This window comes from Amycolatopsis sp. NPDC004169, from assembly GCF_040610315.1.
GTDB lineage: Bacteria > Actinomycetota > Actinomycetes > Mycobacteriales > Pseudonocardiaceae > Amycolatopsis.
Genome location: NZ_JBEXMD010000016.1, coordinates 139796 through 153433 on the forward strand (window position 1 = coordinate 139796; position 13638 = coordinate 153433).

The 13638-nt window shown below is 70.2% G+C and carries 15 protein-coding genes; 9 read left to right on the top strand and 6 right to left on the bottom strand.

Translation table 11 applies throughout. From position 1 onward, the window contains the following. Positions 1 to 47 precede the first annotated feature (47 nt). Complete coding sequence (locus ABZX11_RS23020; RefSeq protein ID WP_354916050.1) at positions 48 to 473, top strand: hypothetical protein; 426 nt, start codon at positions 48 to 50, stop codon at positions 471 to 473. Here the strand turns inward: ABZX11_RS23020 and ABZX11_RS23025 are convergent. Further along, positions 451 to 1296, bottom strand: a complete 846-nt coding sequence (locus ABZX11_RS23025; RefSeq protein WP_176172426.1) for a DegV family protein — start codon at positions 1294 to 1296, stop codon at positions 451 to 453. The genes ABZX11_RS23020 and ABZX11_RS23025 overlap by 23 nt on opposite strands. A gap of 244 nt (positions 1297 to 1540) precedes the next feature. Here ABZX11_RS23025 and ABZX11_RS23030 point away from each other — a divergent pair, with 244 nt between their 5' ends. Both ABZX11_RS23030 and ABZX11_RS23035 read left to right on the top strand, forming a co-directional pair. Further along, complete coding sequence (locus tag ABZX11_RS23030) at positions 1541 to 2326, top strand: electron transfer flavoprotein subunit beta/FixA family protein (RefSeq protein WP_354916053.1); 786 nt, start codon at positions 1541 to 1543, stop codon at positions 2324 to 2326. A 28-nt stretch (positions 2327 to 2354) separates the two neighbouring features. Continuing rightward, positions 2355 to 3314: an electron transfer flavoprotein subunit alpha/FixB family protein gene (locus tag ABZX11_RS23035; RefSeq protein ID WP_176172424.1), complete on the top strand. Its 960-nt coding sequence runs from the start codon at positions 2355 to 2357 to the stop codon at positions 3312 to 3314. 165 nt (positions 3315 to 3479) lie between these two features. Here ABZX11_RS23035 and ABZX11_RS23040 read toward each other — a convergent pair whose 3' ends face one another. Next, complete coding sequence (locus tag ABZX11_RS23040; protein ID WP_254896932.1) at positions 3480 to 3629, bottom strand: hypothetical protein; 150 nt, start codon at positions 3627 to 3629, stop codon at positions 3480 to 3482. Here ABZX11_RS23040 and ABZX11_RS23045 point away from each other — a divergent pair. Next, on the top strand, positions 3618 to 4253 hold the full coding sequence (locus tag ABZX11_RS23045) for a GNAT family N-acyltransferase (protein WP_354916057.1): 636 nt from the start codon (positions 3618 to 3620) through the stop codon (positions 4251 to 4253). The genes ABZX11_RS23040 and ABZX11_RS23045 overlap by 12 nt on opposite strands. Next, positions 4250 to 5134, top strand: a complete 885-nt coding sequence (locus ABZX11_RS23050; protein ID WP_354916060.1) for a lysophospholipid acyltransferase family protein — start codon at positions 4250 to 4252, stop codon at positions 5132 to 5134. Before ABZX11_RS23045 ends, ABZX11_RS23050 begins: the two co-directional genes overlap by 4 nt. Before the next feature lie 55 nt (positions 5135 to 5189). Here the strand turns inward: ABZX11_RS23050 and ABZX11_RS23055 are convergent, their stop codons facing one another. Continuing rightward, positions 5190 to 6092: an NADP-dependent oxidoreductase gene (locus ABZX11_RS23055; RefSeq protein ID WP_354916063.1), complete on the bottom strand. Its 903-nt coding sequence runs from the start codon at positions 6090 to 6092 to the stop codon at positions 5190 to 5192. Positions 6093 to 6247: 155 nt separating this feature from the next. On the opposite strand from ABZX11_RS23055, the gene ABZX11_RS23060 reads away from it, so the two are divergent. From ABZX11_RS23060 to mnmA, 4 genes are all read left to right on the top strand, one after another. After that, on the top strand, positions 6248 to 7531 hold the full coding sequence (locus ABZX11_RS23060; protein ID WP_354916066.1) for a LuxR C-terminal-related transcriptional regulator: 1284 nt from the start codon (positions 6248 to 6250) through the stop codon (positions 7529 to 7531). Positions 7532 to 7574: 43 nt separating this feature from the next. Then, the gene (locus ABZX11_RS23065) at positions 7575 to 8942 is read left to right on the top strand and encodes an MFS transporter (protein WP_354916069.1); all 1368 of its coding nucleotides are present in this window, start codon (positions 7575 to 7577) and stop codon (positions 8940 to 8942) included. 64 nt (positions 8943 to 9006) lie between these two features. Then, positions 9007 to 10203, top strand: coding sequence for a cysteine desulfurase family protein (locus ABZX11_RS23070; RefSeq protein WP_354916072.1), 1197 nt, complete (start codon positions 9007 to 9009; stop codon positions 10201 to 10203). A gap of 4 nt (positions 10204 to 10207) precedes the next feature. After that, positions 10208 to 11299 (top strand): tRNA 2-thiouridine(34) synthase MnmA, encoded by a 1092-nt coding sequence (gene mnmA / locus ABZX11_RS23075; RefSeq protein ID WP_176172417.1) that lies wholly within the window; start codon positions 10208 to 10210, stop codon positions 11297 to 11299. 5 nt (positions 11300 to 11304) lie between these two features. Here mnmA and ABZX11_RS23080 read toward each other — a convergent pair whose 3' ends face one another. The 3 genes from ABZX11_RS23080 to ABZX11_RS23090 all read right to left on the bottom strand — a co-directional run bounded on the left by ABZX11_RS23080 (position 11305) and on the right by ABZX11_RS23090 (position 13636). Then, entirely contained in the window at positions 11305 to 12576 is a 1272-nt protein-coding gene (locus ABZX11_RS23080) for a DUF222 domain-containing protein (RefSeq protein WP_354916075.1), read from the bottom strand. A gap of 195 nt (positions 12577 to 12771) precedes the next feature. Then, the gene (locus tag ABZX11_RS23085) at positions 12772 to 13224 is read right to left on the bottom strand and encodes a GNAT family N-acetyltransferase (protein ID WP_176172415.1); all 453 of its coding nucleotides are present in this window, start codon (positions 13222 to 13224) and stop codon (positions 12772 to 12774) included. Between the two features lie 10 nt (positions 13225 to 13234). Next, positions 13235 to 13636 carry a GNAT family N-acetyltransferase gene (locus tag ABZX11_RS23090; RefSeq protein WP_176172414.1) on the bottom strand — a complete coding sequence of 134 codons (402 nt, stop codon included), beginning with the start codon at positions 13634 to 13636 and terminating at the stop codon, positions 13235 to 13237. Positions 13637 to 13638 lie beyond the last annotated feature (2 nt).

Here is a 13638-nt window from a genome sequence, read left to right on the forward strand (position 1 = left end):
GACCATAGCGGGTGTCACGTCCGGCCCGGCCGTCTCGTTCCGTGGTCATGCAACGGACCATCACCCGCGCACTGCTCGTCGTCTTCGGCCTGGTCGAAGCCGTGGTCGGAATCTGGCCACTGGTCTCGCCGACCGGCTTCTACCAGGACTTTCCCGGCTTCCGCGCGGGCTGGGTGGCGATGGACGGCGCCTTCAACGAGCACCTCCTGCGCGACTTCGGCGGCCTCAACCTGGCGCTCGCGGCCCTGCTGATCGGAGCCGCCGTGATCGGCACCACAGCGGTCGCGCGGCTCGCGTCCGTCGCGGCGTTGCTGTTCGGCGTCCCGCACTTCCTCTACCACCTCGGCCACATCGCGCATTTCCCGCGAATCGACCAGGTGCTGATCGTCGGGACGACCGGGCTCGGCGTTCTCCTGCCGCTCGTGGTCCTGCTGATCCCGGCGCGGCGGGTCAGCCGACCGGCGACACCGTGATGCCGAGCGCACCGGGGCCGAGGTGGGCGCCGATGACCGTGCTCGCTTCGACGACCATGCTCTCGACCATCGCCGGCACCCGGCGTTCGATCTGCCTGCCGATCTCCAGCTCGTGGTCGCTGGCGCCGAACCGGGTGACGGCGATGTCGGCGCGGAAGCCGCCGGACTTCTTCACCGCGAGGTCCACCATCTTGGCCAGCGCGCGCCGGGTGCCCGGCACCCTGGCGAGGGGTGCGACCTCGCCGTCCTTGACCGTGAGCAGCGGTTTGATCGAAAACGCACTACCGAGCATGGCCTGCGCGGCGCCGATGCGCCCCCCGCGGCGGAGGTACTCGAGCGTGTCGACGTAGATGAACTCGGTGCTGGTGAGGCAGCGGCGTTCGGCGGCTTCGATGACCCGGGCCGCGTCCGCGCCGGCCGCGGCCGCCCGCGCGGCGGACACGGCGGCGAAGCCGAGGCTCATGCCGGTGGTCCGGCTGTCCAGGATGTGCACCGGGACGCGGACCTGCTGGGCGGCCTCGCGCGCCGCGCGGACGGTGTCGGACATGCGGCCGGAGATGTGGATGCTGACGATGGCGGTCGCGCCGGCGGTGGCCGCCTCCTGGTACGCCCAGAAGAACGCCCCCGGGTCCGGGGGCGCTGTGGTGATCACCTGCCCGGCTCTCATGGCGTCGATCACCTCGCCGCGGTCGAAGCGGTTCTCGTCGTCGTAGTGGCCGCCCAGGCTCAGCTGGATCTGGACGACGCCGATCGCCCAGCGAGAAGCGATGAGATCGGGCAGGCAGGAGCTCGAGTCGGTGATGACGGCGATGCGCGAGGGCATGGTGGGGGAGGTTAATGCCTGACACCCACCGGCAGTAGGCCGTGGTTGGTCCGATCGGACGAACGGTGGTTCGGGTGGGGTAACCGGTCGACTACCGGGACGATCGTCCCACTAAATTGCGCATCCAGGTGAATGGCGTCACCTCGACGGGTCCTCGGCGCCGATTGGCCCTAATCTACCGGCCAGTAGAGCACTGTCCCGTGGTCCGTCCGCGGGCCACGAACCGGGAGGTCGAAGCAGACCCATGACCAACATCGTCGTCCTGGTCAAGCAGGTACCGGACACCTACTCGGAGCGGAAGCTCAACGGGTCCGACAACACCCTTGACCGCGAATTCGCCGACGCCGTGCTCGACGAGATCAACGAGAAGGCCGTCGAAGAAGCGCTGAAGATCAAGGAAGCCGGCGAGGGCGAGGTCACCGTGATCTCGGTGGGCCCGGACCGCGCGACCGACGCCATCCGCAAGGCCCTGTCCATGGGCGCCGACAAGGCCATCCACGTCTCCGACGAGGCCCTGCACGGCTCCGACGCGATCGCCACCGCCAAGGTGCTCGCCGCCGCGATCGGCAAGGTCGAGGGCTTCGACCTGGTCATCGCCGGCAACGAGTCCTCCGACGGCCGCGGCGGCGCCATCCCGGCGATCCTCGCCGAGCTGCTGGGCCTGCCGCAGGTCACCTACGTGCGTGAGGTCACCGTCGACGGCTCGACGATCAAGGCCACCCGCGAGACCGAGGACGGCCTGACCCACCTCGAGGCGAGCCTGCCCGCGATCGTGAGCGTCGGCGAGAAGATCAACGAGCCGCGCTACCCGTCCTTCAAGGGCATCATGGCCGCGAAGAAGAAGCCGGTCGAGACGTTCACCATCGCCGACCTGGGCATCGACGCGGGCGAGGTCGGTCTCGCCAACGCGTGGTCGCAGGTGACCGAGTCCGCGCCGAAGCCGCCGCGCACCGCCGGCGAGAAGGTCGAGGACGAGGGCGACGGCGGCACCAAGGTCGCCGAGTACCTCGTCGGCCAGAAGCTCATCTGACAACGGTCTTCGAGGAGGAACTAGAACCATGGCTGAAGTACTCGTCCTCGTCGACCACGTCGACGGTGAGGTCAAGAAGGTCACGCTCGAGCTGCTGACCGCCGCCCGCGCGCTCGGTGAGCCGTCGGCCGTCGTCGTCGGCCCGACCGGGACCGCCGCCAAGGCGAAGCAGGCGCTGGCCTCGCACGGCGCCGCCAAGGTGTATGTCGCGGAAGGCGACGACGCCGCGAACTACCTGGTCACGCCCAAGGTGGACGTGCTCGCCGCGCTCGCGCAGTCGGCGTCCCCGGCCGCCGTGCTCGTCACCGCCAGCGGTGAGGGCAAGGAGGTCGCCGCCCGCCTGGCCGTGCGCCTGGGCTCCGGCCTGATCTACGACGCCGTGGGCGTCAACGGCGACGGCGTCATCGACCAGTCCATCTTCGGTGGCGCGTTCTCGGTCAAGTCCAAGTCCGCGAAGGGCGCACCGGTCGTCTCGATCCGCCCGGGCGCGGTCGAGGCCGAGCCCGCCGAGGGCGCGGCGGCCGAGGAGACCGTCGAGCTGCCCGCCGTCGACGCGGCTAAGGCGACGAAGATCACCGGCGTCGAGCCGGTCACCGGCGGCGACCGGCCGGAGCTGACCGAGGCCTCGATCGTGGTCTCCGGTGGCCGCGGCGTCGGCTCGGCGGAGAAGTTCGACGTCGTCGAGAAGCTGGCCGACTCGCTCGGCGCGGCTGTCGGCGCCTCGCGTGCCGCCGTCGACTCCGGCTACTACCCGGCGCAGTTCCAGGTCGGCCAGACCGGCAAGACGGTCTCGCCGCAGCTGTACATCGCGCTCGGCATCTCCGGCGCGATCCAGCACCGCGCCGGCATGCAGACGTCGAAGACGATCATCGCCGTCAACAAGGACCCGGAGGCGCCGATCTTCGAGATCGCCGACTTCGGCATCGTCGGCGACCTGTTCAACGTCGCGCCGCAGCTGACCGAAGCGGTCGACAAGCGCAAGGGCTGAGCCTCGTTCGAAGGGCCCTCCGGGAACTCCCGGAGGGCCCTTCGCGCGTTTCCGGGACCTGAGAGGAGCCTGAGAACCCGCCATTCACCGAACATGCACTGATCGGTCACCGGATGGCACTCTCCGCGGCTGCCAACGCGCAGGTACACCTTGACCATGACGACGTCACAGCTCCTCGTCAGCACTGATCAGGCGGGTGTCCAGCTCCCCGCCGACGCCCCTAGGTACTCGCTTCTCGTCGCGCACGCCAACGACGAAGTGGTCGCTGCGCAAAAACTCCGGTACCGGGTTTTCGCCGAGGAAATGGGTGCGCACCTCCACTCCCTGCGGCCCGGTCTCGACGTCGACGAGTTCGACGAGTTCTGCGACCACCTCGTCGTCCGCGACGACAACACGGGCGAGATCGTCGGCTGCTACCGCATGATGCCGCCGGAGCGCGCCGCCCAGGCGGGGAAGCTGTACGCCGACAGCGAGTTCGACCTGGCGGCGATCGAGGGCCTGCGCCCGTCGCTGGTCGAAACCGGCCGGTCGTGCGTGCACCCGGATCACCGCAGCGGCGCCGTCGTCAGCCTGGTCTGGGCCGGGATCGCCCGCTACATGCTGCTGTCCGGCCACCGGTACCTCGCCGGCTGCGCCTCCGTCCCGCTGGCGGACGGCGGCTCCTCCGCCGCCGGCGTGTGGGACATCCTGCGCACCAAGCACTACTCCGCCGAGGACGCACGCGTCACGCCGCTGATCCCGTGGGACACCTCGGGCATCGAGCGACCGGCGCGGCCCACGCTGCCGCCGCTGATCAAGGGCTACATCCGGCTCGGCGCCAAGGCCTACGGACCGCCCGCGCTGGACGCCGACTTCGGCGTCGCGGACTTCTTCGTGGTCCTGGACCTGCAGAACGTCGACGAGCGGTACCTCAAGTTCTTCCTCGGGGCCCAGGGATGAGCCACGCCTGGATGCCGGCTTCGCCCTGCGGCGACGGCTGCCTCACCGCCGACGACCCGGTCGTCGGCCTCCCGCGCCGGGTCCTGCGTTTCGCGGCGGCGATCTTGGTGGTCGTCGCCGCGCTGGTGTCCGCGCCCCTGCTGCTGGTCGCCCCGGGCCGCGAGCGCCTGCTCCGGCTGATCTTCCGCGGCGTGCTGCGGGCGTTCGGCGTCCGCCTCGACATCCGGGGCGGCGCCGACTTCCTGACCGCGCCCGCCGGCCGGGGTGCACTGGTGGTCAACAACCACATCTCGTGGCTGGACATCGTCGCGGTCAACGCGCTGCGGCCGATGCGCGCGCTGGCCAAGAAGGAGATCGCGGGCTGGCCGGTGCTGGGCGGCCTGGTCCGCCGCGGCGGCAGCATCTTCCTCGACCGCGAGCGGCTGACGACGTTGCCGGCCACGATGGCGTCGCTGGCCGAGGCGCTCCGGACGGGCTCGTTGGTGAGCGTGACCCCGGAGGGCACGACGTGGTGCGGCCTGGCCTCGGGCCGCTTCACGACGGCGACGTTCCAGGCGGCCATCGACGGCGGCGTCCCGGTGCGCCCGATCGCGTTGCGCTACCGCCTCGCCGACGGCCGTGAGACCAGCCGCCCGGCGTTCATCGGGCCGGAGTCGCTGATCGCGTCGCTGCGCCGGGTCGCGGCCCTGCGCGGTCTGGTGCTCGAAATCCACGTCTGCCCCGAGATCGCCCCCGGCCGTGCGGAGACCCGTCGCGAGCTGGCCGACCTCGCCGAGGCGGCGGTCCATTCCGCGTTGGGCACGGTGCAGATCCCGGCCCAGCAGCGCCGCCGGGCCTCGCGCCGTCAGGCGGCCCCACTGGCTTCGCCTCCCGCGAAGTGATCCGGGCCCTGTCGCCGCGATCCGGCGACAGGCCCGGATTGGGCTCGGTCTTCGGTCAGCCGACGGTGATGGTCAGTTTTCCGCCAGGGTGCCCGTCCTCGCTTTCGACCTGCGCCGCGGCCGCCTCGGCCAGCGGATAGCTCTTGCCCTGCGCGATGCCGACCCCGCGGTCGGTCACCCAGCCGGCGATCCCGGTGAGGACCTCACGGCTCTGCTTGCCCCCGCTGGAGAACGGGATCCCCAGTTCGAACGCGGCCGGGTCGGCGATGGTGATGATCCGGTCCTTGCCGCCCCGCAGCTCGACGGACCCCGGCAGCACCCCGTGCCCGGCAGCGTCGAACACGGCGTCCACCTTCCCGGACGTGGCCTCCCGCACCCGCTCGACCCACCCGTCGCCGTAAAGGACCGGCACCACACCCAGCGACTTGAGGTCGTCGAGACTCCGGCTGCCCCCGGTCCCGACGACGGTCACCCCTTGCGCGACGGCGACCTGGGCGGCAAACCGCCCGACCGTCCCGCTGGCGCCGAGAAGGACGAGCGTCTCACCCTCGCGGACCCCGAGCTGCCCGAGGACGCGGAGCGCGGTCTCGCCGGCGACCGGCAACGCGGCGGCGTCCGCCCACGAAATGCTCGCGGGCTTCGGCGCGATCGCCTTCGCGAGCGCGTACTCGGCGTAGGCGCCGGTCTCCGACCAGCCGAAGACCTCGTCACCCACGGCGAAGTCCGCGCCCTCCCCGACGGCGTCGACGACCCCGGCGACCTCGGCACCCGGGATGTGCGGAAACGCGATCGGGAAGTTCTGCTGCATGGCGCCGTTGCGGATCTTCCAGTCGATCGGGTTGACCCCGGCGACCCGCACGGCCAGCCGCACCTGTCCGGGACCTGGCTCCGGCACCGGGACGTCGGACAGCTGCAGGACTTCCGGTCCGCCGTATGCGGAGAAGGTGATCGCTCTCATGATGGTGTCTCGCTCCTTGGTCCGTGACCTTCGGTTCGAATGTCCTCCCCTGGAAGTCAACTCGCGCGGCGGAGTCGCCGAACCGCCCGGACGAGCAGTGTTCACTAGCCGGACGAGCAGGTCGCCGGATCCCGGACGGGCCTACCTTGGGAGCCATGGACGCATCCTGGTCGGATCCGCGGCACGTGCTGGACGTCGTCGAGCGGCTCCTGTCGGCCCCGCGGCCCCACCTGCTCAGCCGGTACACCGCCGAGCTGGCCCGGCTGATCCCCCACCGCGCGGCGGCGATGCAGACCGCCGACTGCCCCCGGAGCCCGCTCAAGGCCATCGGCGACGAAGCGATCACGCAGACCGTGACGAGCGTCGAGCTGCAGCGGCTGGTCGAGCGCAGCGAGCCGGGCAAGGCGTTGGTGATTGATGGCGTGCTCGGCGGCATCGAGCGCCGCCTGATCCTGCTCGCATCGACTCCGGCAGTCGGCCGCGGCGCGGTGCTCGCCGTCGTGCCGGAGGAAGCGGACCCGCCGACCGCGGAGCTGGAGCTGGCGGCCCGGCTGTGGCACATCGTGAGCACCGACGCCGGCCAGCGGGCGACGGACCCGGGACCGGACGTCCTGGCCAGCAGCCTCGCCGCGACCTCGGCACGCGCCCAGGTGATCACCGACCTCGGCCAGACACACGCGGCCACCCTGATGACGCTCCTGTCGGTCCTCCGCTCCGGCCGGCTCTCCGACACCGTCGCCCGCCGCACCGCGGTCGACCTCGCCGCCGACGCGCTGCTGGAGCTCAAAGGCGTCATCGACCGCGACCAGGCCATGTCCGCGGAGCAGGTGGACGCGGCCTTCGTGGTCCTCAAGACCCAGCTGGCCGACCTGGTCCGGCACACGGAGGTCGACGTCGACCTCGCCGACCCGATCGGCGACGCCGCCCTCCCGCAGGACATCGCCCACACGGCGCGCACCCTGACCCGTGGCCTGGTGCTCGCCGCCCTGGACCGCCCCGCGACCACCCGGCTGCGGGCGTCCTGGCGCGTGGACGGCCCGGTGCTGCGGATCACCGTCCGCGACGACTGTCCCGAAGTCGCCGACGCGATCCCACCCCGAGGCCTGACCGAGCGGCTCACGGCCCTCGGCGGCCACTGGGAGATCGACGCCGTACCGAACTGGGGGACGACGGTCACCGCGTCCCTCCCGCTCGGCGTGGCCGAGCCGCCGGAGCTGCGTCCGCTCGATCGGCTCAACCCGCGCGAGCTGGAGGTCCTGTCGGGCATCTCCCAGGGGCTGCGCAACCGGCAGATCGCCGGACAACTGCAGCTCAGCGAGCACACGGTGAAGTTCCACGTCCGCAACATCCTGGACAAGCTGGACGTGAGTTCCCGCGGCGAAGCGGCCGCCCTGGCCCGTGACCTGCCGCTGGAACCGGTCGTGCACCGCTCCGCCTGACCGCCTTGACCTCCAGCGAGCTGGAGGTTGCACGCTGCTGATCATGGCCTCGACGATCGACTCCGCACCTCGCCGCCGCAGTGTGCTCTGGAGCGCGGAACACCGGCTGACCACGATCGCGCTGCTGCTGGTGGTCACCTTGGTCGCGTTCGAGAGCATGGGTGTGGCGACGGCGATGCCCACGCTGGTCGCCGACCTCCGCGGGCTGTCCCTCTATTCGTGGCCGTTCACGATCTTCCTGATTTCCAGCGTGGTCGCCACCGTGCTGTCGGGCCGGCTGGGCGACCGCCGCGGACCGGCGCCGGCGCTGCTCGCCGGTCCCTTGCTGTTCGCGGCCGGCCTGGTGGTCGCGGGGACGGCGAGCGGCATGCCGATGCTCCTGCTCGGCCGGGCGCTGCAGGGCTTCGGCTCGGGATTGCTCCTGGTTTCGGTCTCCCTGCTGATCGCCCTGACCTTCACCGACCACGAACGCCCGGTCATCTACGCCGCGAATGCCGCGGCCTGGGTCCTGCCGGCGGTCATCGGACCGTCGGTGGCCGGAGTCGTGACGGTCAGCGTCGGCTGGCGCTGGGTCTTCCTCGGCTTGGTCCCGCTCGTCGCGATCGGCGTCCTCATGCTGGTGGTGGTCGTCCGACGCCTGCCGGCGCACGAACCTGCCACGGGCGGGCGGCGGGCGAGCGTCCCGCAGGCGATCATCGCCGCGCTCGGCGTCGCGGCGTTGACCTGGGCCGCTCAGCACCAGTCGCTGGTCGCGCTCGGCTACGGCACGGTGGGGCTGATCGCCCTGGGCTACGCGCTCCGGACCCTGCTGCCGGCCGGGACGTTGACATCGCGCCCCGGTCTGCCGACGGTCGTCGCCTCCCGCGCCCTGATCGCCGGGGCCTACGCGGGCATGGAGGCGTATCTCCCGCTGACCATGACGGCGGTCCACGGTTACGGCCCTGCCCTCGCCGGCCTGCCGCTGACGATCACGGCTTTGGGCTGGTCCGCGGCGTCGGCGGCCCAGGGCCGGTACCTCGGCTGGTCGAGGGAGGCGTCGCTACGCACCGGGTTCCTGCTGGTGGCGGCGGGGCTGGTCTGCTTCGGTCTGGTTTCGCAGCCGTGGTGCCCCGGCTGGGTCGCATTCGTGGCGTGCGCGGTCGGTGGCGCAGGCATGGGGATCGCGATGCCCGCGATTTCCGTCCTCCTGCTCCGCTACTCACCCGAAGGCGAGCGCGGATTCAACACCTCGGCGGTTCAGCTCGCGGACTGGGTCGGTTCCGCGCTGCTCATCGGCCTGGGCGGGGTTCTGCTCGGTGTGGTGGGCTCGGTGCTCGACCCGTCGCCGGCGATGGCCCTGCTCACCGTGGCCTTGGTCGGGCTGGCGATGGTGGGGGTCCGGCTGACCGGGCGGTGGCCGTCAAAGGTGTGACAGCCCACTTCGAGAGCCAGGGTGGACTTGGTCACGCGCTGGAGCGGACTACCCTGGAACAGCGATGACCTATCTCGACCACGCGGCAACCACGCCGATGTTGCCCGAAGCCATAGCGGCGATGACCGAGGCGCTGTCCACCGTGGGCAACGCCTCGGCGCTGCACTCTTCGGGCCGCCGGGCCCGCCGGATGGTCGAAGAAGCCCGGGAGACAATCGCCGAGGCGCTGGGCGCCCGTCCCTCCGAAGTGATCTTCACCGGCGGAGGCACCGAGAGCGACAACCTCGCGATCAAGGGCATCTACTGGGCTCGCCGTGGCGAGCAGGCGCAGCGGCGTCGCATCCTGTGCGGTGCCGCGGAGCACCACGCCGTGCTCGACACCGTGGAGTGGCTCGAGGCCCACTGCGGCGCCGAGGTGACGCTCCTCGACGTGGACAGCCAGGGGCGAGTGTCGCCTGACGTCCTCCGGGCAGCCATCGCCGCGGAGCCCGAGGACGTGGCGTTGACCACCGTGATGTGGGCGAACAACGAGGTCGGCACGATCAACCCGATCGCCGAGCTGGCAGCAGTGTGCGCCGAGTTCGACATCCCCTTCCACACCGACGCGGTCCAGGCCGTCGGGGCGGTTTCGGTCGACTTCGCCGCCAGCGGCGCCGCTGCGCTCACGCTGACCGGCCACAAGCTCGGCGGCCCGATCGGCGTAGGAGCGCTTCTGCTCGGCCGTGACGTACCGTGCTCGCCCCTGCTGCACGGCGGAGGTCAGGAGCGCAATGTCCGCTCCGGCACCCTGGACGTCCCGGCGATCCTGGGATTCGCGGCTGCTGTCCGAATCAGCGTCGCCACCCGAGCCGAGTACGCGAAGCGCGTCGAGGAGCTTCGAGACGGGCTCGTCGAGGCCGTCCAACGCGAGGTACCCGACGCAGTCCTCAACGGTGGAGAAGGCGAAAGGCTGCCCAGCCATGCCCACTTCACTTTCCCCGGGTGCGCCGGCGACAGCCTGTTGATGCTGCTCGACGCCAAGGGCATCGAGTGCTCGACGGGATCCGCGTGCACAGCAGGTGTCGCCCAGCCGAGTCACGTGCTGCTCGCCATGGGGGCCGACCCGGCGGCGGCCCGCGGTTCGCTCCGTTTCTCTCTCGGCCACACATCCACCGCCGCGGACGTCGAGGCTGTGGCCGCGGAGATCGGTGGCGTCGTCATGCGCGCCCGGCAGGCCGGCCTCGCCGGAATGCGCAAGCAGACCCAGAAGCAAGAGGTGTAAGGCAATGCGGGTTTTGGCCGCGATGAGCGGAGGAGTGGACTCGGCGGTCGCCGCGGCGCGCGCGGTCGACGCCGGGCACGACGTCGTCGGCGTGCACCTGGCCCTGTCCGCCAAACCGGGAACTCTGCGGACCGGCTCGCGCGGGTGCTGCACTATTGAGGACTCGCACGACGCCCGGCGGGCCGCCGACATCCTCGGCATCCCGTTCTACATTTGGGACTTCGCGGAGCGCTTCACCGAAGAGGTCGTCGAAACCTTCGTCGGCGAATACGCCGCCGGGCGCACCCCGAATCCCTGCGTCACCTGCAACGAGAAGATCAAGTTCGAAGCGCTTCTCGAGAAGGCGATGGCGTTGGGATTCGACGCGGTCGCGACGGGCCACTACGCGCGCCTCTCCATGGTCGACGGTGTGCCCGAGTTGCGTCGTAGCGCGGACAGCGGCAAGGACCAGTCGTACGTGCTTGCCTCGCTGACGCCCGAGCAGCTCAGCCACGCCATGTTCCCGTTGGGTGACTCCTGGAAGACCGACGTGCGTGCCGAAGCGGAGCGCCGGGGGCTGTCCGTCGCCAACAAGCCGGACAGCCACGACATCTGTTTCATCCCGGATGGCGACACCAAGAAGTTCCTGGAGAACCGGCTGGGGCAGCGTCCCGGCGAGCTCGTCGACGCGGAAACAGGTGCGGTGCTCGGCCGGCACACCGGGGTGCACGGATTCACGGTCGGCCAGCGCAAGGGCCTGGGAATCGACGCTCCGGCGCCCGACGGCCGTCCTCGGTACGTCCTTTCACTCGAACCGGTGTCGGGCTCCGTCAAGGTCGGCTCCGCGGCCGGGCTCGGCGTCAAGGTGATCGAGGCTGACCGCGCGATCTGGCCCAGCGGCCGGCCGCTGGCCGAGCCCACCGAATGCGTCGTCCAGGTCAGAGCTCACGGAGGCATCGTCGATGCGGTCGCCGACGTGGACAACGACACCATGACGGTGCACTTGCGCGAGCCGCTGCGTGGCGTCGCTCCGGGCCAGGTCGTCGTTCTCTACCGCCCCGATCCCGAAGGCGGGGATGTCGTCCTCGGCAGCGCGAAAATCTCGGGTACCCGCTGAGCTCGTCACTTCCGCGACTTCCTGCGTAGCCGGTTCGCTCGTTTGCGGCCGGGGTGCATCGACGGCGGCCTTGTCGAATGCACCTCTCCTATCGGTGTCGTGACGTTGACGGCACCTTCCGGCGTGACTTCGTAGTCCCAGTCCGGCAGTCCCTTCAGCTTGCCGTGCCGCGAGCAGAAGGTGACGGCCTGGTCCGCAACGCCTTCTGCCTCGCCCTTCGTGCGAGTCGCCTTGACGCCGCAGTTCTGCGCGGGACGCGTGCAGCCAGGATGCCGGCACTCTTGGTCGCGAACCCGGATGAACTCGTCCCGCTCGAGCGAGTAGCGCGTCGGTGACAGCTCGACCGCGTGACCGGTTCGTGGGTCGGTGAGCACCCGGCGCAGGGTCGTATCGGGCCCGCCGATGATGTGGCGGGCCAGCGCGGCCGAAATCGGCCCGCGGCCGGACAGCGTTGCCGGAGTCTGATTCAGGCCAAGGTAGGTGGCGAGGTCGATGTGCAGGAAGACCTCGGTGCGCTCGTTCGGGCCCCCGCTGCCGCTGAGCAGCAGATCGATGGCCACGTCCGCCCGCAGCTGATCCAGCGTTCGCGGTTCGTCCGGCTTCTTCAACGCCCGGGCAGCCTGGTCGACGCGGGCGTAAGCGGCGCTTGCCTTCTCAGCCGGCGCGTTGTTCACCGACAGATGGGCTACCCCGGTGTCGTGGTGGCGCAAGAGGAGCCGCCGCTCGGTGAGCTTTCGTTCGGTGCGGAGCGCAGCGCCCTCGGGATCGGCCTGTGCGGCTGCGTAGGTCGCGGCTCGGCGGACTTGGGTGGCGTTTCGTCCCGGGACCCGATGCTCGAGCGTCGCGTCGACAACTCGTACGTGTTCTCCCGACAGCCATGCGGTCGCGTCAGTGACCTTCATGGCGCGATGCAGGTCGAGCCGGCCGTCGTCCATCAGGTTCAGCATGCGAGGAAGGCGGGCAATCAGTGCGTTGGCCGCGGAAACGATCGCACTGGCGCGGTGTTCCGTTATGGACAAAGCCAGCGCGACTTCCGATGACGCGCTGGGCGCCCGTCTCCGGCGCACGCTCAGGTCTGCTATCGCTCTCAGCTGCAGTGCTTGCAGCCTCGAGACTTCCGCGTCGGTGTCGCGGATCAGAGCGACAATTTGCTCGTCTTCCATGCGCTGCAACGTGTTCGGGTCGTTGCGAACCGCTTGCAGCACAAATGGAAGGTTGCCGCCGGCGCCCTGGGCGAGCGTGGGGACGATGTTGCGGATCGGCTGTGAAGACGTCATGAGTCCGACGGTACGACGGCTTGCGAGGAAAGTCATCAAAACGTCACGAACGGGCCGTTCGCGCCCTTCACGGCTTGACGAATCGCAATTCATTGGGCATCGTTCGCGGGCGTGACGCGCGCGTCGCGAGTGGGGGGAGTAGCTATGTCCAAAATAGACAATAGTGGTCTTGGTGTGTGCGGCAGCCGTCGCGGCTCAGAGCTTGAGCTTGAAACCTGTATGGCTGGCCACGAATCCGAGGCGCTCGTAGAACCGGTGCGCTTCCGTCCTGGAGGTGTCCGACGTGAGTTGCACGAGGGCGCACCCGCGCCGCCGCGACTCGTCGATCGCCCATCGGACGAGGTCGGCGCCCAGTCCAGTGCCCCGATGTTCGGCGTGGATCCGCACGGCCTCGATCTGACCTCTGAGCGCGCCACGCCTGGCGAGGCCCGGAATGATCGTCAGCTGCAAGGTGCCGACAGGTCTGTCCTCGAAAGCGACGACCACCAGAAGCTGATTCGGATCCGCGTCGATCTCGTCAAAAGCACGCAGGTACGGCTCGAGATCGCCGGGGTCGTCGCGAGTGGCGCCGAGCTGGTCGTCCGCCAGCATTCGCACGATCGCATCGATGTCTTCCCGTCGTGCCCTGCGGATGGTGTAGTCGGCCACGGCTTCAGTATCACAGGACGCGGGTGAATCCTTGGTAGCTGTACTCGAAGCCGAAGCGCGCATAGAAGTCTCGCAGGTCGCCGCGGTTCAGCCCCGAATCGAGGTGGACGCGCGTGCAGCCGCGCCGGCGCGCTTCGTCGATCCCCCAGGTTAGGAGTGCGCTGGTCACACCGCGCCGAGCGGCGCGAATGCCCTCGAGCAGGCCGCGGGAGGCGCCATCCCAGGCGAGACCTCTGAGCAGGGTCAGCTGCGCGGTGCCGGCGACGCCGTTGTCGTCCTCGGCGACGACCAGCGTGACGTTGGGCGTGTTCATGAGTTCCCGGAGTGCGGCTGCCAGCGGTTCGCCTCGTGCGCCGAACAGGCGCACGAGCGCCTCGATGTCCGTTGCCCGGGCGCGTCGGATGACTTCCATTT